Source organism: Burkholderia aenigmatica (genome assembly GCF_902499175.1).
Classification (GTDB): domain Bacteria; phylum Pseudomonadota; class Gammaproteobacteria; order Burkholderiales; family Burkholderiaceae; genus Burkholderia; species Burkholderia aenigmatica.
This window is the reverse complement of the sequence record NZ_CABVQC010000016.1, coordinates 29,246-46,074: the sequence shown is the minus strand read 5'-3', so window position 1 is coordinate 46,074 and position 16,829 is coordinate 29,246. Positions and strand designations below refer to the sequence as shown.

Below are 16,829 nucleotides of genomic sequence, written 5' to 3'. Positions count from 1 at the left end.
AAACAATAGTGACGTGGTGAGCAATAATAATGAAGAAAAAAGGCATGTCAAGGTGATTCGCGTTTTCAAAGTTTGCGTGTCACGTCAGTTTTGATATGCTCTCCCTCGCCAAAACCCCCTGGAGACCCCATCGAGATGTCCAACAGCGAGCAGGCCAACGTCGATCTCATCACCGCCAACAAGGTGCGCGACCTACTGAACCGGAACGGCATCCCGCAGCGAAGTCACAACACGACGATCGCGAATGTGCTCGGCCTCAGCTTCTCGGTCGTCACGCGCAAGATGAAAGGCCTGATCCCGTGGAACCTGTCGCAGTTGCAGGACATCGCGACGCACTTCGGCGTGCCGCCCGCGATCCTGCTCGACGACAAGGGCACGCAGCCGGCCGGCCCCGAGATGATCGACGCGACGCTCGTGATCGAGTCGCGGCGCTTCCGCTGCCGCGCCGCGATCTCGACCAAGGCCAGCAGCCAGAGCGAAACGGATTTCGTCGCGCTGCAGTGGCAGGGCGAATGGCTCATCACCGAGCGTCAGCACGCGCGCGAGGGCCGTACGTATCCGGTCGACGTCATCGAGCTGCGCTCGACCCAGCCGAACGTGTATGCGGCGCGGATCGCCGTGGTCGACGATTCGCAGGACGTCGCCGAAACGGTGTGTGAATATTTCATCGAAAAAGGCGTGAACGCGATTCCGTACTTCGACGGCGCGACGTTCCGCAAGGCACTGGAGGTCGAGGATTTCGACGGCTACATCCTCGACTGGATGCTTGGCGACCAGACGGCCGCCGAACTCGTGCGCGGCATCCGCTCGAGCGAGAACAGCGGCGCGCCGATCTTCCTGCTGACCGGCAAGATCTCGACCGGCGAAGCCAGCGAGGACGAGATCGCGCACATCGTGTCGCACTACAACGCGCGCTGCGAGGAAAAACCGGTGCGCCTGCCGATCCTGTTCGCCGAAGTGGCGCGCGAACTGAAGATCACGCTACCGGCCGTGGCCGCCGCGAACTGAGGCCACAGCGCCACACCACTCCCGTACGACCGAGGGCAAGACATGCGAATTTCGACCATCTGGACCAAGAGCCTGCTGACGGCCTGCCTGCTCGGCATGGCCGCCGCGACCTGGGCCGCTTCGTCCTTTACGTTCACCGTCGACGGCAAGATCGACAAGCACAACCAGCAGGGCAAGACGGCGTACGTGTTTTCCGAGCAGGCGCTGATGGCGCTGCCGCAGCATACGATCGTCACGTCGACCAGCTGGACGCCGAAGGCGACCTTCACCGGCCCGCGCCTGTCCGACATCCTGAAGACCGTTGGCGCGCACGGCACGCAAATCGAGTTCCGCTGCATCGACGAGTACACGTTCACGATTCCGGTGTCCGACGCCGATCGCTACGGCGTGATCCTCGCGCGGACGATGAACGGCAAGGTGCTCGGCAACGACAACTACGGCCCGCTGTGGATCATGTACCCGCGCGACCAGTATCCCGACGAACTGAAGACGCCGCTCGGCGAAGCCAAGTTCGCGTGGCAGATCATCGGCCTGACGGTGAAATGAAACGCCGGCGATGGAAAAATAGAAAAATCATCCTGGTCCTCGGCTCGCTGTGGATCATGGGGTTCGCCGCGTGGGCGTTCCTGCTGTGGGACCTCCTCGCCACCTCGGTCAACGAGGGCGTGCTCGAAGGGCCGCGCGAAGGCGTGTTCTGGACCGCCGCGCAATACCGGAACGTCTATACGCGGTTCGACCGGCAACTGATCCTCTACGCGACGCGCGCGGACGACGACTTCGATCACGTGCAGATGCAGCTCGACAGCCTGTCGGTGTCGTTCGGCTTTCTGCAGCGGCCGTCGGAAGTGTCCGAATACTGGCTGCGGATCCCGCGCGCGCGCAACGAGATCGACACGCTCGGCGAATTCATGACGCGCCTGAAGCGCGATGTGCCGTTGCTGCGCGACTCGCCGAAGCACGCGCAGCAGGTGCTCGACGAAGTCAATGCGTACTGGCCGAAGGTCAACGGCCTCGCGAACTATTTCCGCGCGATCGAGATGGCGCAGCGCGACTTCACGTTCCATCAGCTGAAGGAAAAGCAGCGCGCGATCCTGATCCTCGGCATCGTGCTCGGCGTGATCCTGTGCGCGCTGTTCCTGCTGCTGTTCTATACGATGCGCACGCGCGACGACCTGCTTGAACGGCAGGACGCGGCGCTCGACGCCGAACGCAAGGCGTCCGACCGCGCGTTCGAAATGATCGAGGCGAAAAACGCGTTCCTCGGGATGGTCAGCCATGAGTTGCGCACGCCGCTGCAGGCGATCTGCGGATCCATCGAGATCCTGCTCGCCCGCCCGCAATCGGACGCGAACCTGAAGACGATCCGGCGGCTGCAGAATTCCGCGTCGTCGCTCGAAGCGCTCGTCAAGGACCTGACCGACTACATCAAGCTGCGCTCGACGAAGCGCCTCGCCGAACGGGAAACCGTCGGCATCGCGTCGCTGCTCGCCGAGGTGCTCGACCCGCTGCGCGAGAAGATCGCGGCCAAGCGGATCGCGATCGTGCAGCAAGTCGAGCCGCACGACCTCGCGATCCGTTCCGATCGCAAGCTGCTGCGCCAGGTACTGTCGAACCTGATCGAGAACTCGGTCAAGTACACGCTCGGCGGATCGATCGACGTGTCGATCACGCTCGCCGACGCGCCGGCCGGCCAGCAGTTGAAGATCGCCGTGCGCGACACGGGCGCCGGCATCGCGAAACAGCACCTGTCGAAGATCTTCGAGCCGTTCTATCGCGCGAACGACGCGGTCGGGCTGCATGTGGACGGGATCGGCATGGGGCTCGCCGTCGTGCGCGAAATCGTGACGACGCTGCGCGGACATGTGGACGTACGCAGCACGGTGGGCGAAGGCAGCGAGTTCGTCGTGACGCTGCCGGCCGAAGTGCCCGGCAGCGACACCGCCGGCAACGCGGCCGGCGACGCACCCGCGCTGCCGCACGCGGCCGCGCACCGCGACCGGCGCGCGCTGGTGGTCGACGACGACGACAACGCACGCGAAACGCTCGGCGCGATGCTGTCGGCGCTCGGCATCGACGCCGATCTGTGCGGCACCGGGCAGGAAGGCGTCGCGTGCTTCGGTGCAAGCCGCTACGACATCGTCGTGCTCGATCTCGAACTGCCGGACTTGAGCGGCTTCGAGGTCGCGCGGCGCATGCGTGCGGTCGCGGTACCCGATGACGACGGCCGGCATCCGGCGATTCTCGGCGTCAGTGCGTATGAATCGGCCGCGTTGCGCGAGAACCAGCAGGTATTCGACGCATTCCTGCCGAAGCCCGTCCACCTGCGCGAACTCGGCGCGCTCGTCGAGAAGCTGCTCGCCTGAGCCGGCGCCCGGCGATGCGCCGCGTGCGCCCGCTTACTCGCCGATCAGATGCAGCACGATATCGCGCCGGTGCGGCGCGCGGCGATGTTCGAACAGGTAAATCCCCTGCCACGTGCCGAGCACCATGCGCCCGTGCTCGACCGGGATCGACAGCTGCACCTGCGTGAGCGCCGTGCGCAGGTGCGCCGGCATGTCGTCGGTGCCTTCGGTGTCGTGCTCGTAGCGCGTGGCGTCCTCGGGCGCGAGCGTCGCGAAGTAGCGTTCGAGATCGCGCTGCACCGACGGATCCGCATTCTCCTGGATCAGCAGCGACGCCGACGTATGACGGCAGAACACGGTGAGCAGGCCCGTACTGATGGCCTGCTGGTCGACGAACGCACGCACCTGCGACGTGAACTCAACGAGGCCGCTGCCGTGCGTGTCGATGCCGATGTGCGTGATCGCCTGTTGCATCGCCGTGACCTCAGGCCAGCGCGGCGAAGCCGTCGGCTTCGATCTGCTTTGCGTCGGCCGGGCGCACGACGCGCGCGACTTCGACACCGTCGCGCAGGAACACCAGCGTCGGCCACAGCTTCACGCCGAACGAGCGGCCGAGCGGGCGGCCCGGGCCATCCTCGATCTTCAGGTGGCGCACGGCGGGATGCACGGAGAACGACGCCACGATCGCCGGCTGCGCGCCCGCGCAGATCCCGCACCAGTTCGCGCCGAATTCGATGACGGTTGCGCCGCCCAGTGCGTCGACTTCCGCGCGCGTCGGCGCGTTGGCGGTGTAGCGTTGCTCGGTATCCATCAGGCCCTCGTGTGCGTTGGCGGAACAGGACCGCGCGCGCCCGTGCGGTGCGGCGGACGCGGCCTGCAATCTCCCACTGTAGCGGAAAAGCGCGCGCGATGCCGGCGGGTTCGGGCCGGCGCACACGCGGCCTTCACGCCCCTTCCGGAATGACACGACAAGATTCGGAGCGCCGCGCCGCCGCGACAGGATCAGCATGCGGACTGATCCCTCGACGAAGGCGCCGACATGAACGCTCCGCATCGCGTCACCGAACCGAACATCCTCTATTTCGGCACGCCCGTCGTGCTGGTCAGCACACTGAACGAGGACGGCACCGCCAATCTCGCACCGATCTCGTCCGCGTTCTGGCTCGGCTGGCGCGGTGTGATCGGCATCGGCGCCGGTTCGCAGACCACGCGCAACCTGCTGCGCACCGGCGAATGCGTGCTGAACCTGCCGTCGTCGGCGCAGGCGCACGCGGTCGACCGGATCGCGCGCACGACCGGCACGTATCCGGTACCCGAAAGGAAGCTCACAAGGGGCTACGTGTACGAACCCGACAAGTTCGGCACGGCCGGGCTCACCGAAGCGGCCTCGCAAACCGTCGCGCCGCCGCGTGCGCTCGAATGCCCGGTGCACATGGAAGCGGTCGTCGCGGCCACGCACGGGATCGGTGAAGAAGCGCCCGACGTGCGCGGCAGCATCCGCGTGTTCGAGCTGCGCATCCAGCGCGTGCACGTGCATCCCGACCTGCTGATGGACGGTCATGCGGACCGCATCGATCCCGACAAGTGGTCGCCGCTGATCATGAGTTTCCAGAAGTTCTACGGACTCACGCCGCATCAGGTGCACGCATCGCGGCTCGCCGAGATTCCCGAGCGCGCGTATCGCAGCCCCGACATCGAGCGCTCGCGCGAGGCGGGCGTGCCGGCCGGTGCGCAGAGGCCGATCGGATAAGATACGGCCGGCCATGCTCATTGGCCCATGACCGAACCGACGGAGTGTTTTCAGTGATTCAACCGACCCCAGTATTCAAGGACAACCTCGCGCAATTGCCGGCCATCGACGGCGTCGCACGCATCGATCTCGTCGGCGCGAACGGCGACGTGGTCGCGACCATCGAGAACCAGCCGGGCAAGCAAGGCTCGCTCGCGGTGTACCACTACCTGAAGCAGGCATTCGGCACGCTCGACGCGAAAGCCGCCGAGCACGGCCTCGCGGTGTTCGCCGAACATACGGCCGATGCACGCAACCGCCCGGGCGCGCATCCGAACGTCGATCGCCTGCTGGCGATCGTCGCAGGCGGCGAAGCGCTGCGAATCGACGTCGTCGCGAAGGGCTGAATCGCCCGTGACATGCAGGCACGCCACCGGCAGACACGCCGGGGCGGCCTGCGTTTGCGCCGACCATCAATGCAACCGCGAAGCGGCGCGCGATACGCCGCAGCGGCCCCGGCGACTTGCATCGGCGTAGCATCCAGCGATCGCGCGCCCGTTCGCCCCTATCGCTCAAGCGAGGCCACACATGACGACGTTCCGGTTTCAATGTGCGCAATGCGACGAATGGCATGAGGGTGAGCCGAGCGTCGGATTCCAGTTCCCGGACTACCTGCTGGACATTCCCGAACCGGAACGCGCGGCGCGGGCGACGTGGGACGAAGACCTGTGCGTCGTCGACCACCAGTACTTCTTCGTGCGCGCGTGCCTCGAGGTGCCCATCATCGGCGCTGACGAACCGTTTCTGTGGGGGCTCTGGGTCTCGCTCAGCGAGCGCAGTTTCGACGACTACCTGGAGAATCAGGAAGCCGGCAACGCAAGCGGCCCGTACTTCAGCTGGCTCGCGAATCGCCTGCCCGGCTATCCGCCGCTCGACGGCCTGAAGTCGCGCACGCATCCGCAATTGGATGGCCAGCGGCCGCTCGTCGAACTCGATACGACCGATCATCCGCTGTCGCTCGACTTCCACAACGGGATGTCGGCCGAACGCGCGCAAGCGCTCTTCGAGAAAGTGCTGCATCCGGACGGATCGACGCACTGACTTCGCCGGGTGGCACACCGCGTGCCGCCGGCCCGCGCGCGCGGCCGTGACACACGGCCGTGACACGCGTCCGAAAACCCGCGATCATCGCGCCCGTCCCTCTTTCCCCGGAGACCGCCAGCGTGTCCCGTTTCGTTGCCTTGCCGTTTGCCCGCCGTCTTGCGTCGATCGTTTCGATCGCGGCCGTTGCGTGTACCGCGCTCGGCGGCACGGCATCGGCCGATCCGCTGCGGACGGCCTCCGATCTCGCCGGTGCGTCGCTGGTGCCGCTCGGCGTGCTGCCGCACTCACCGGAGAACGGCTCGCTCGACCCGTTCTGCACGCAATATCGCGCGAAGACGACCACCACGGCCGGCCGCGAAGTCGCGACGCGCGGCTGGATCGTGACGTCCGAGGCGCCGCTCGGCCGCTACACGGTCGTCACGTTCGCGAGCGGATTCGGTGCCGGCACGAGCGCGATCTGTTTCGCGCGTCACGCCAACCTCGGCGTGTTCGACGGCACGACGCTCGTCGCGCTCGGCTACACGGCGCGCAAGGTCGGCTGGCAACTCGGTACGGCCGATCGGCTGGAAAGCGGCGCGTTGCTGATCTGGGGCGGCGACGGCCCCGCGCCGCCCGTCGGCGAACTGCACGAAGAGAACGGCGGCCTGCGCCTGACCCGGGTAGCGGCTGAAAGCACTTACTGCCAAGGCCGCGCCGTCGTGCCCAACGTGTACGGCAAGCCGCTCGACACGGCACGCCGGATCCTGATCGCGCACGGCTGGCAACCGCTGCGCCCGCGCGAGAAACCGGACCCGGCGGATGGCGCGGCGACGCTCGCCCGGCACGGCATCATCGAAGCCGAAGCGTGTTCGGGCACCGGCATGGGATATTGCGCGCTGCGCTACCGGAGCACGGCCGGCGTGCTCGGCGTAACGACGGCCGGCGGCGAGCCGGACAAGCCGGCGGAGAACACCGTGATCGACTATCAGGTGGCCTGCCGCAAGCCTTGAGCGGGGCGGCGATCGCCCAAGCAAGGCGCTGCATCAGCGTATGCCGTAGATCCGGCACCGGGCACTCGCCGCGTGCCAAAGGCAGCGCACGCGTGTTGGCGATCGGCCTCGACGGCCCAATAAATGGTCGTCCGCTCGTTCGATTGACCTGCTTCACGCCCGCTCTTAAACTGGCATCCCTTTTGCGCTGCATCCACAAAGGGCCCCCCATGATCGATCTCTCCACGCTCGCGCTGTTCTCCGGCGCGTGTCTTGCACTGACCGCCACGCCTGGCCCCGACATGCTGCTGATCGCGTCCCGCAGCGTGAGCCAGGGACGGCGCGCCGGCTTCGCAACACTCGCAGGCATCCAGGCCGGCACTTACTGTCACGCGCTGGCGGCCGCGCTCGGGCTGTCGCAGCTCTTCGTCGCGGTGCCGCTCGCGTATGACGCCGTGCGCTTCGCGGGTGCCGCCTATCTGCTGTATCTCGCGTGGAAGACGTTCCGTTCGGATGCGACCGCGCGGTCGCCTGTCGCCTCGCAGAGTCGCCACTCGACCGCGACGATCTTCCGCCAGGGGCTGACGACGAACCTGCTGAACCCGAAGATGGCGCTGTTCGTGCTCGCGCTGTTTCCGCAGTTCGTGCGGCCCGAACACGGTTCGATCGCCGTGCAGATTCTCGTGCTCGCGACAGTGCTCAACCTGATCGGGCTCGTCGTGAACGGCGCGATCATTCTGTCCGCGAGCCGGCTGAGCCAGCGGATCGGCGCGCGACGCCGCCCGTCGAAGCTGCCGCAGTACCTGCTCGGCTCGGTGTTCGTGGGGCTGGCGGCGCGGCTGGCGGTGGCGGGGCGCAACTGAGGACACGCATCACCTGCTCGTCACGCATGAAACCTCGCGCGGCCCGGTGACACACGCGGTCATCAGTCGCCGCGATCGGTAGCCGGCTCGCGCGTATCCACCACCACCCGCAACGCCCCGCTATCGAGCAAACTCGCCGGCGTCACCGTGCGGCGGCGCCACGGAATCCGGCCGAAATACCAGATCTTCCAGAAGCCGAGCGGATGATCGGGATTCCGGCGCAGCAGCATGTCGAAGGTCTCGACGTCGCCGAGCGCGATCCGCGTCGCATCGCGCACGACTTCGCGCACGAACCGCGAGCAGAACTGCCGGCGCGACGCGAGATTGAACCCCGTGTCGTAGACCACGCCGATCCGGCGCATCGCAGCCTCCACGAGCCGGCGCCGCTGCGCGTCATCGAGTGGCTGCTTCAGCCGCGCGATCACGCACGCGCCGCGATCGGAGCGCGCAAGAAACCGCGACATCGTCGTGACGCGCGAGAGCGGAAACGTACTCTCCGCGATCAGCGGCTCGCCGCCGCGCTCGCCGACCACGATCCCGACGTGATTCGTCCACGAGCGCGTCGCGCTCGCCACTTCGAGAAACGGCCGCACGGTCACGCGGATGAACACGATGTCGCCGATCTCCGGCTCGGCCGGCAACGGCATGTGATGCGGATCGTGAGATTCAACGGAGAAGAAACGCCGCCGGCCCGCTTCGGGCGAGCGGATCATGAGCGGCTGGCAGCCGGTATCGACAACCATACGGACCTCGCGCGAGTGGAGATGGCGCGAGCATGTCAGCAGCAGCCGCGCGCAGCACCTGCTTCTTGCGCGAGGGTGGGGATCCGCACCGCCGGGTGGCGGATTTCGATACCGATGCGCAGCCGCCGCGCTGCCCTCAGCGCGTCGCGCCCAGCGCCACGCGCAGCTGCTCCATCAACTGCGTGTAGTGCAGCAACACGTCGTCCTTCGGCACGACATTCGCGGTCGCGAAACGGTCGGACCACGCCGGTTTCCACTCATACGAGCCGTGCACGCTGCGATCGCCGTCGGGCGCCTGGATCAGCGAGCGGATCCGCGCATCGCGGCCCGGGCCCGTATGCATGTCGAACAGCGCGTGGATGTACGTGTGATACGCGTCGTACACGTCGTCGTCGAACAGGTAGCGGTAGATGTGGAACGTGCGGTCGAGGTCGCGCTTCGCGCGGATCACGTCGTCCGGCGAGATGTCCTTCCAGTAGCCGATCCACGTGTAGAAGCACAGCAGCGCATTGAGCTGCGGCGCGACCGCGTCGTACAGCGCGAGCCGCTTTTCGATCAATCGCTGGTTGGTCCACTGCACGAGTTCGAGCCGCTTCAGCCGGCGCGCGACGAGCCAGCCAAGACACGCGACCGACAACGGCGTCAGCACGCCCAGCACGAGCTTGACGATTTCCAGCGAGTTCCACGGATTGTTGATTGGCTGCATGAATGGCCCGACAAGAAGAAACGCATCGGCACATGACCCGGCGCGCAGCGCCGCCCGCCCGATCGCGGCGGCATTGACCGTTAGTTGCTTGCGCATCGAACGTCGCGTGACGACACCGGCGACCGGTTCGAAGCGGCGTGATTCGTCAGTCTATCGGACGATTGTCACCGAGCCGTGACCGCTCGTCGACCCGTCCGTCTCGTAGCCGCGCCCCCGCGTCACGCTAGGTCGGCAGCGCCGACGTGAGCTTGACCTTCTGCATCGGAATGTCGGTCTTCACGCTCAGCACGCCCGGAATGCGCGTGAGGTATTCCATCTGGAAGCGCCGGTAGTCGTCGATGTCGGCCGCGACGACGCGCAGCAGGAAATCGCAATCGCCGGCCATCAGGTGGCATTCGACGACTTCCGGCATCTGCTGGACAGCTTCGGCGAAGCGGTTCACCGATTCCGCGTCCTGCCCCTTCAGCCACACACGCGTGAAGATCGTCAGCCCCTTGCCGACTTTCGCGGGATTCAGCACGGCCACGTATTTCTCGATCACGCCGGCTTCCTCGAGGAGCCGCACGCGCCGCAGGCACGGCGACGGCGACAGCCCGACCTCGTGCGCGAGTTCCACGTTCTGCATGCGGCCGTCGCGCTGGAGCGCGCTCAGGATCCGGCGATCGATGGCGTCAAGTTTCATTGGCATTCAATTCCAAAAAAATCGTGTATCACGCGTTCAATGCCAAATTCTGAGAAAAATCTGGCGACAACGCAACCCGATTCGAGTCAAAAAAGCAGACAATTCCTCCCCCGAAGGAGGAGTAATGAGCAGTAGCGTTTCAACGTCGTCAGGGCTTCGCGACAAGCCCGCTTATATCGCCGAGATGGGTCGCGGTTTGCGCGCGGCGCTGCCCGTCATGCTGGGTTTCGTGCCGTTCGCGCTCGTGCTGGGCGCGCAGGCCGCGCAGAAAGGGCTGAGCCTGTTCGAAGTGCCGATGATGACCGGCATGAACTTCGGCGGCGGCTCCGAATTCGCGGCGATCCATCTGTGGACGTCGCCGCCGCACATCGCGCTGATCGTCGCGATGTCGTTCCTCGTGAATTCGCGCCACATCCTGATGGGCGCCGCATTCGAGCCGTATATCCGCCGCCTGCCGCGCCGCCGCGCGTTGTTCGCGCTGTTCTTCATGTGCGACGAAAGCTGGGCGATGTCGCTCGCCGACGCCCGGGCGCGCTCGGCCACGCACATCAGCGTGCCCTATTACGCGGGCATCTGCATGGGGCTCTACCTGACGTGGATCTCGATGACCACGCTCGGCGCGGCGGTCGGCCCGACGATCGGCAACGTCGAGCAGTACGGCTTCGACATGGCGTTCACGGCCGTGTTCCTGGTGCTGCTGCGCGGGATGTGGAAAGGGATGCGCGCGAGCCGCCCGTGGTTCGTGAGCCTCGTCGTCGCAGCGGCCACGCACCTGGCCGTACCCGGCGCGTGGTACGTCGCGGCCGGCGCCTGCGCAGGGCTGATCGCCGCGCTGCTGTGGGAGCCGCGCGATGCCTGAGCTTCCGGATTTCAGCACCGTCGCGACGATCGTGCTGATGGCGTCGACGACGTATCTGTCGCGCATCCTCGGCTACGTGCTGCTGCGCAACCGCACGCTGAGCCCGCGGATGGCGTCGGTGATGGAGAATGTGCCGGGCTGCGTGCTGATCTCGGTGATCGCGCCGGCGTTCGTGTCGACGCGCCCGGCCGACCTGCTCGCGCTGGCCATGACGCTGATCGCGGCGACGCGCCTGTCGATCCTGCCGACCGTCATCGTCGGCGTCGTGTCGGCCGGCCTGTTGCGGCACCTGCTCGGCTGAGCGGTTCCGACCCGCCGCGCACGCGGCACGGCCACCAACGAACGGGCGCGCAATGCGCCCGTTTTCACTTCCGCGCCGAGCGCGCGACACGACGATCCTCACGCGGGAATGCTAGCCTTGTGGCTTGCGCCACGCTGCACTTCCGTCTCATCACTCATCTCCACGAGGATCGTCCCGATGCAAGAAACCCGCCCGCTGTTCGACCGTGTCCTGCTCACCAACGACGACGGATTCGACGCCCCCGGCCTTGACGTGCTCGAACAGGTCGCCACGCAACTGGCACGCGAAGTGTGGATCGTCGCGCCGGCGGAAGACCAGAGCGGCACGTCGCATTCGCTGAGCCTGCATGACCCGCTGCGCGTGCATCGCAAGGGCGAACGCCGCTTCGCGGTGCGCGGCACGCCCGGCGATTGCGTCGCGATCGCGATCAGCCACCTGATGAAGGATGCACGGCCTGACATCGTGCTGTCCGGCGTGAATCGCGGCGGGAACCTCGGCACCGAAACGGTGTTTTCCGGCACGGTCGGCGCCGCGATGACGAGCATGCTGGTCGGCGTGCCGGCCATCGCGCTGAGCCAGGCCTTCACCGATCGCAACGCCGTACCGTGGGACACGGCACGCACGCATGCGCCGGACGTCATTCGACGGCTCGTGGCCGCCGGCTGGGACAGCGACGCGTGCCTGAACGTGAATTTCCCGCCGCGGCCCGCCGACGAGGTGCGAGGGCTGAAGGTGACGAACCAGGGCGCCGGCACGCTGCAGGGCGTCGAGATCGTATCGGGGCGCGACCCGCGCGACTTCGAGTATCACTGGCTGAAACTCACCCGCGCGCCGCGCGACGACGATGCGGATTCGGAAACGGTCGCGCTCTCCGAAGGGTATGTCGCCGTCACGCCGCTGAAATTCGAGCGCACGCACGATCAGGCACTCGCGCAACTGCGATCGCGTCTCGGCTGATCGCGTCGTTCGGCAAGCCAGCGGTCGCGGTAGTCGCGCGCATGACACCTGCGCGCGGGTGCGCGGCCGCTTCACTGCATCACTGCATTACCGCTTCACCGCTTCACCGCTTCACCGCTTTATTGAATCGCGGCATCACGTCAAGTTCATTCCCGCGTCGAGCATCACGATCTCGCCCGTCACGTAGTCGGATGCGACGAGCATCGCGACCGTCTGCGCGATGTCGTCCGGCGTCGCCGCACGGCGCATCGGCGCGCGCTCGCGCCAGAGCTGCTGCGCGTCCGTCCAGTCGGCCGTGAGCGGCGTATCGACGAGCCCGGGCGCAACCGCATTGACGCGAATCGCCGGCGCGAGCGTTTTCGCGAGCAGCCGCGTCGTGTGATTGAGCGCAGCCTTCGCCGCCGCATACGGAATCGACGCACCCTTCGGCCGCACGCCCGCATGCGAGCTGACGTTCACCACGCACCCGGCCCGCCCGTGCGACGCCGCCTCGCGCAGCGCGGCCTCCGCCTCGGCGACGAGCCGGAACGGTGCGATCACGTTGATCTCGTGCATCTCGCGCCATACGTCAGGGGTTGCCGCCGCGAGATCGTCATGCGGAATCACGCGGCTGACACCCGCGTTGTTGACGAGCACGTCGAGCCGCCCGTGCACGGCAACGGCTTCGCGGATCAACCGCACACGCTCGGCATCGTCCGCGAGATCGGCCTGCACGTAGGCCGCGCCAAGTTCGCGCGCCATCGCGCGCCCCACGTCGGCCGAGCTGCGCGAATGCAGGATCACCGCGTAGCCGTCCGCCGCCAGGCGGCGCGCGATCGCCGCGCCGATCCCCGACGTCGATCCGGTGACGAGCGCGGCCGGCCGATGCACGCGCGACGCGCGCGGCTCGGCGACGGTTTCGGTTTCAGGTTCCGTTTCGGGAATCGGGGCAGACATCGGCGGAAGCGGCGCGTCCATATCGGGGGAACCCTGTCAGTGGCGTTCCCGCATCATAAGCGCGACGACGCCCCCGGATACGAACGTGACGACGGCCACCACCAGGATCGCGGCAGAGAAGCCGAAGCGGTCGGCCATCAGGCCGGCCGACAGCGCGCCGATCGCATAGCCGAGATCGCGCCAGAACCGGTACACGCTCAGCGAACGCGCGCGCCAGCCGGGTTCGGATGCGTCGGACACGGCCGCGATCAGGCTCGGATAGACCATCGCCGTGCCGAGACCGAGCAGCACGCTCGCCACGAACCACCAGCGAAACTGCCCCGTCAGCGCGGTCAGTGCGAGCGCGGCCGCCTGCACCCACATCCCGGCGACGATCAGCCCCTTTCGCCCCCACCGGTCGCTCAGCGGCCCGGTGACGATCTGGCAGCTGCCCCACACGACCGGATAGACGGCCTTCAGGATACCGATCCGCTCGATGCCGAGCCCGAGCGTCGTGAAGAACAGCGGGAAGATGCCCCAGCTCATCCCGTCGTTGAGGTTGTTGATCATGCCGGCCTGCGACGCCGCGAACAGGTTGCGGTTGCGGAACGACGTCAGCATGAAGACTTCGCGGAACGACAGCGCGGACGCACCGGCCGGCCCGCCGCTTTCCAGGCGCACGTGCTCGCGCGTGTCGCGCACGACGAGGATCGACAGCAGCAGGCCCGCGATCGCATAGAACACGCCGAGATAGATCGGCGTCGGCCGCAGCCCGTATCGGCTCGCGAGATAGCCGGTCGCGAACGCGGTCGCGCCCACCGCGAAATAGCCGGCGAATTCGTTCAGGCCGACCGCAAGGCCGCGGCTCTTCGGGCCGACGAGGTCGACCTTCATGATGACCGTCATCGACCACGCGAACCCCTGGCTCAGCCCGAGCAGCACGTTCGCGGCAATCACCCATTCCCAGTTCGGCGCCGCGATGATCATGAACGGCACGGGCAGGCCGAGCAGCCAGCCGGCGATCAGCACGCGCTTGCGGCCCCAGGTGTCGGCGAGCTGGCCCGACACGAGGTTTGCGAACGCCTTGACCAGTCCGAAGCTGACGATGAACGACGTGATCAGCGCGGTCGACTCGAGATGAAACTGCTCGGCGCCGATCAGCGGCACGACGGTGCGCTCGATCCCGACCATCCCGCCGACGAACGCATTGACCAGCACGAGCAGCGAGAACTGCCGCCAGTTCTCGCGCAGGCCGAGCGCCACTGCGCGCCCGCCGCGCGCCATCGCCAGGTTTGCCATCGCATCAACCCTCTGCCGCCTCGCGCCCCGCGTTGACCGCGCGCAATCGCGCAGCGGCCGGCGGGGCGGGCGGCACGTCGGTCAGCATGAAGCGGACGAACGCGTCTTCGTCGCCGATGCGTAAGGCCGCGTTGTAGCGCCGCTCGAATCCGATCGTCGACACAGGCTTGCCGCTGAGCCCGCGACCGCACACGGATCCCGCGAACGCGCCGGGCAGCACTTCGACGTGATCGGGCAGCGCGGCGAGCCGCCGGACGCTGCGGAACAGGTCGCGCGCGCCCGTTTCGGCGCTGACGGCCAGCTCGGTGCGGCCGACGTCGCCGACCATCAGCGTGTGGCCCGTCAGCACGAACCACGGTTCGTCGGCGCGCGTGCGATCCGTCACCAGCAGGCTGATGTGCTCGGGCGTGTGGCCGGGCGTATGCAGCACGTCGACGATCACATTGCCGAGCGCGAGGCGATCGCCCTCCTCGACGCCGTCGAACGGCACGGCGACGTCGGCCCGCGCGGACAGCACGTAGGACGCGCCGGCCGCGTCGGCCAGCGCCCGGCCGGTCGACCGGTGGTTCGCATGCACGTGGGTGTCGATCACGTACGCGATCCTCATGCCGACGGCCTCGGCCGCGCGCAGGTAGTCGGCCGGATCGGCGACCGGATCGACCACCGCGGCGGTCGCCTTGCCGCCGCAGCCGAACAGGTATGAAATGCCCCCCGTATCGGGATGCAGGAATGGTCTGAGGATCATCGGATTGCCTCCGTCCCGCGAATGCGGTAACATTCAATCAATTTGATGAATGATTGATCAAGGAGAGGCCACGTGTCAAGCACGGGACCCAAGCAAGCGATTTATGCGAGCCTCGCCGAGGTCGCGCAGGCGCTCGGCCATCCGAACCGGCTCGAATTGCTGGAGCACCTCGCGCAGCGCGAACGGTCGGTCGAGGAACTGACGGCGCTATCGGGAATGACGTTCGCGAACACGTCGCGGCACCTGCAGATCCTGCGGCGCGCGCGCCTCGTCGATACCGAGCGGCGCGGCAAGCACATCGTGTATCGCCTCGCCGGCGACAGCGAGGTCGTCGTGCTGATGAAGGCGCTCGGCCGTGTGGGCGAGCGCAACGTCGCCGAGGTCGACAAGGTGATGGGCGACTACTTCCACGCGCGCGATGCGCTGGAGCCCGTGTCGCGCGACGAACTGACCGCGCGGCTCGCGGACGGCCTCGTCACGCTGCTGGACGTGCGGCCGCACGACGAATTCACGGAAGGCCACCTGCCGGGTGCACTGAACATCCCGTTGTCCGAGCTCGACGCGCGCGTGAGCGAATTGCCGGCCGGGACGGAGATCGTCGCCTACTGCCGTGGCCCGTATTGCGTTTTTGCGGTCGAGGCCGTCGCCGCGTTGCGCGCGCGCGGCTTCCACGCCGCACGGCTGGAAGACGGATTTCCGGAGTGGAAGGCGGCCGGCCTCGCGGTCGAGACCGGCGCCGCTGGATGAAGGAACATGGCCCGCGTCGAAGCGGGCCGTTTGCCGATTACTTGCCGGCCAGCGCCAGCGACGGCGCGAGCGCGCTGTTCGGATCCTGCCCGTTCCACTGGCTGACCCACGCGTCGTTCGGTGCCGAGCCCATCACGAAGTCGAGCGTGCCGCCGGCCTTCATCTCGTCGTACGTGATGTACGGCCGATGCAGCGGCGTGCCGTTCAGGCTGACCGACTGGACATAGCGATTCACCGATGACGGCGCGCCGCCGCCGGCCGTATGGGCGGTCACCTTGAAACGCCGCGTCGCGCCGAACTTCAGGCCCTTTCCGTCCCCGCCTCCCGATGCAACCGGAATGTCGATCGTCGCTTCCTCGAACAGCGGCGTGCCGAGGTAGAACACGCCGCCCACCGGGTTCAGCGAATAGATGCCGAGCGCGGACAACACGTACCACGCGGACAACTGCCCGCAATCGTCGTTGCCGGGAATCGCCGAATCGCGCACGCGGCGCGGGTCGGCCAGCGCGGCCTTCAGGCTGTCGCCGCTCAAGAGCGCGCGATCGCCGGCCGTCAGCGTCAGCGAGTACATGTCGTCCATCACGGTGCGCACGCGATCCTGCGTCTTCGACGGCATGCCCGCGACGTCGTACAGGTACGGCAGGTGGTTCGCCGGCTCGTTCCCCGCGAAGAACTGGCCGCTGCGGCCGTCATCGGGTCGACGCTGTGCAGCGCCGACTGCCTGGTTGCACCACCGTTCCCGTTCCGATCGCCCTGGTCGCCCTGGCCGCCCTGGTCGCCCTGGTCGTTCTGGTTGCCCTGCGCGTTCGACATCTGCGCGAGCACGCTCGCATCCGTCGAACCCTGATCGCCCCCGCAACC

At 67.2% G+C, this 16,829-nt stretch carries 20 protein-coding genes and 1 pseudogene; 12 read left to right on the top strand and 9 right to left on the bottom strand.

Going from position 1 to position 16,829, the window contains the following annotated elements; translation table 11 throughout:
• The first annotated feature begins 135 nt into the window (after positions 1 to 135).
• The 3 genes from BDO18943_RS13885 to atsR are packed head-to-tail and all read left to right on the top strand — an operon-like array spanning position 136 to position 3,371.
• Positions 136 to 1,008 (top strand): response regulator, encoded by an 873-nt coding sequence (locus BDO18943_RS13885; RefSeq protein ID WP_175022742.1) that lies wholly within the window; start codon positions 136 to 138, stop codon positions 1,006 to 1,008.
• 42 nt (positions 1,009 to 1,050) lie between these two features.
• The gene (locus BDO18943_RS13880; RefSeq protein WP_175002420.1) at positions 1,051 to 1,554 is read left to right on the top strand and encodes a molybdopterin-dependent oxidoreductase; all 504 of its coding nucleotides are present in this window, start codon (positions 1,051 to 1,053) and stop codon (positions 1,552 to 1,554) included.
• Entirely contained in the window at positions 1,551 to 3,371 is a 1,821-nt protein-coding gene (gene atsR / locus BDO18943_RS13875) for a hybrid sensor histidine kinase/response regulator AtsR (protein WP_175022741.1), read from the top strand. The genes BDO18943_RS13880 and atsR overlap by 4 nt, the downstream gene beginning before the upstream one ends.
• 33 nt (positions 3,372 to 3,404) lie before the next feature.
• On the opposite strand, the gene BDO18943_RS13870 is transcribed toward atsR, so the two are convergent.
• The gene (locus tag BDO18943_RS13870; protein ID WP_175022740.1) at positions 3,405 to 3,824 is read right to left on the bottom strand and encodes a secondary thiamine-phosphate synthase enzyme YjbQ; all 420 of its coding nucleotides are present in this window, start codon (positions 3,822 to 3,824) and stop codon (positions 3,405 to 3,407) included.
• Between the two features lie 10 nt (positions 3,825 to 3,834).
• A complete protein-coding gene (locus BDO18943_RS13865; protein ID WP_175002417.1) occupies positions 3,835 to 4,161 on the bottom strand; it encodes a thioredoxin family protein in 327 nt (108 codons plus the stop codon).
• 228 nt (positions 4,162 to 4,389) lie between these two features.
• On the opposite strand from BDO18943_RS13865, the gene BDO18943_RS13860 reads away from it, so the two are divergent.
• The 5 genes from BDO18943_RS13860 (at position 4,390) to BDO18943_RS13840 (ending at position 8,014) form a co-directional block, all read left to right on the top strand.
• Positions 4,390 to 5,100: a flavin reductase family protein gene (locus tag BDO18943_RS13860; protein ID WP_175022739.1), complete on the top strand. Its 711-nt coding sequence runs from the start codon at positions 4,390 to 4,392 to the stop codon at positions 5,098 to 5,100.
• Between the two features lie 53 nt (positions 5,101 to 5,153).
• Positions 5,154 to 5,486 carry a DUF2322 family protein gene (locus BDO18943_RS13855; RefSeq protein ID WP_043178853.1) on the top strand — a complete coding sequence of 111 codons (333 nt, stop codon included), beginning with the start codon at positions 5,154 to 5,156 and terminating at the stop codon, positions 5,484 to 5,486.
• A 181-nt stretch (positions 5,487 to 5,667) separates the two neighbouring features.
• On the top strand, positions 5,668 to 6,180 hold the full coding sequence (locus BDO18943_RS13850) for a DUF2199 domain-containing protein (RefSeq protein WP_175022738.1): 513 nt from the start codon (positions 5,668 to 5,670) through the stop codon (positions 6,178 to 6,180).
• A gap of 122 nt (positions 6,181 to 6,302) precedes the next feature.
• Positions 6,303 to 7,172 (top strand): PASTA domain-containing protein, encoded by an 870-nt coding sequence (locus tag BDO18943_RS13845; protein ID WP_175022737.1) that lies wholly within the window; start codon positions 6,303 to 6,305, stop codon positions 7,170 to 7,172.
• Positions 7,173 to 7,381: 209 nt separating this feature from the next.
• Positions 7,382 to 8,014: a LysE family translocator gene (locus tag BDO18943_RS13840; RefSeq protein WP_175022736.1), complete on the top strand. Its 633-nt coding sequence runs from the start codon at positions 7,382 to 7,384 to the stop codon at positions 8,012 to 8,014.
• Between the two features lie 62 nt (positions 8,015 to 8,076).
• Here BDO18943_RS13840 and BDO18943_RS13835 read toward each other — a convergent pair whose 3' ends face one another.
• From BDO18943_RS13835 to BDO18943_RS13825, 3 genes are all read right to left on the bottom strand, one after another.
• The gene (locus BDO18943_RS13835) at positions 8,077 to 8,757 is read right to left on the bottom strand and encodes a YebB family permuted papain-like enzyme (RefSeq protein WP_175022735.1); all 681 of its coding nucleotides are present in this window, start codon (positions 8,755 to 8,757) and stop codon (positions 8,077 to 8,079) included.
• A 136-nt stretch (positions 8,758 to 8,893) separates the two neighbouring features.
• Positions 8,894 to 9,463: a hypothetical protein gene (locus tag BDO18943_RS13830; RefSeq protein WP_175022807.1), complete on the bottom strand. Its 570-nt coding sequence runs from the start codon at positions 9,461 to 9,463 to the stop codon at positions 8,894 to 8,896.
• Positions 9,464 to 9,686: 223 nt separating this feature from the next.
• Positions 9,687 to 10,145, bottom strand: coding sequence for an Lrp/AsnC family transcriptional regulator (locus BDO18943_RS13825; protein WP_006486309.1), 459 nt, complete (start codon positions 10,143 to 10,145; stop codon positions 9,687 to 9,689).
• Between the two features lie 124 nt (positions 10,146 to 10,269).
• On the opposite strand from BDO18943_RS13825, the gene BDO18943_RS13820 reads away from it, so the two are divergent.
• The 3 genes from BDO18943_RS13820 to surE all read left to right on the top strand — a co-directional run bounded on the left by BDO18943_RS13820 (position 10,270) and on the right by surE (position 12,262).
• A complete protein-coding gene (locus BDO18943_RS13820) occupies positions 10,270 to 11,004 on the top strand; it encodes an AzlC family ABC transporter permease (RefSeq protein ID WP_175022734.1) in 735 nt (244 codons plus the stop codon).
• Positions 10,997 to 11,305: an AzlD family protein gene (locus BDO18943_RS13815; protein WP_175022733.1), complete on the top strand. Its 309-nt coding sequence runs from the start codon at positions 10,997 to 10,999 to the stop codon at positions 11,303 to 11,305. The genes BDO18943_RS13820 and BDO18943_RS13815 overlap by 8 nt, the downstream gene beginning before the upstream one ends.
• 177 nt (positions 11,306 to 11,482) lie before the next feature.
• Positions 11,483 to 12,262: a 5'/3'-nucleotidase SurE gene (gene surE, locus BDO18943_RS13810; RefSeq protein WP_175022732.1), complete on the top strand. Its 780-nt coding sequence runs from the start codon at positions 11,483 to 11,485 to the stop codon at positions 12,260 to 12,262.
• Between the two features lie 135 nt (positions 12,263 to 12,397).
• Here surE and BDO18943_RS13805 read toward each other — a convergent pair whose 3' ends face one another.
• From BDO18943_RS13805 to BDO18943_RS13795, 3 genes are read right to left on the bottom strand one after another with little or no spacing between them, the layout of a single operon-like run.
• Positions 12,398 to 13,219, bottom strand: a complete 822-nt coding sequence (locus tag BDO18943_RS13805; protein ID WP_175022731.1) for an SDR family NAD(P)-dependent oxidoreductase — start codon at positions 13,217 to 13,219, stop codon at positions 12,398 to 12,400.
• A 15-nt stretch (positions 13,220 to 13,234) separates the two neighbouring features.
• Positions 13,235 to 14,461 carry an MFS transporter gene (locus tag BDO18943_RS13800; RefSeq protein WP_175022806.1) on the bottom strand — a complete coding sequence of 409 codons (1,227 nt, stop codon included), beginning with the start codon at positions 14,459 to 14,461 and terminating at the stop codon, positions 13,235 to 13,237.
• Positions 14,462 to 14,480: 19 nt separating this feature from the next.
• Entirely contained in the window at positions 14,481 to 15,221 is a 741-nt protein-coding gene (locus tag BDO18943_RS13795) for an MBL fold metallo-hydrolase (protein WP_175022730.1), read from the bottom strand.
• Between the two features lie 72 nt (positions 15,222 to 15,293).
• Here BDO18943_RS13795 and BDO18943_RS13790 point away from each other — a divergent pair, with 72 nt between their 5' ends.
• Positions 15,294 to 15,968 (top strand): ArsR/SmtB family transcription factor, encoded by a 675-nt coding sequence (locus BDO18943_RS13790; protein WP_175022729.1) that lies wholly within the window; start codon positions 15,294 to 15,296, stop codon positions 15,966 to 15,968.
• Positions 15,969 to 16,005: 37 nt separating this feature from the next.
• Here the strand turns inward: BDO18943_RS13790 and BDO18943_RS13785 are convergent.
• A pseudogene (locus BDO18943_RS13785) lies at positions 16,006 to 16,656 on the bottom strand (glycoside hydrolase domain-containing protein); the annotation flags it as partial.
• Between the last annotated feature and the right edge of the window lie 173 nt (positions 16,657 to 16,829).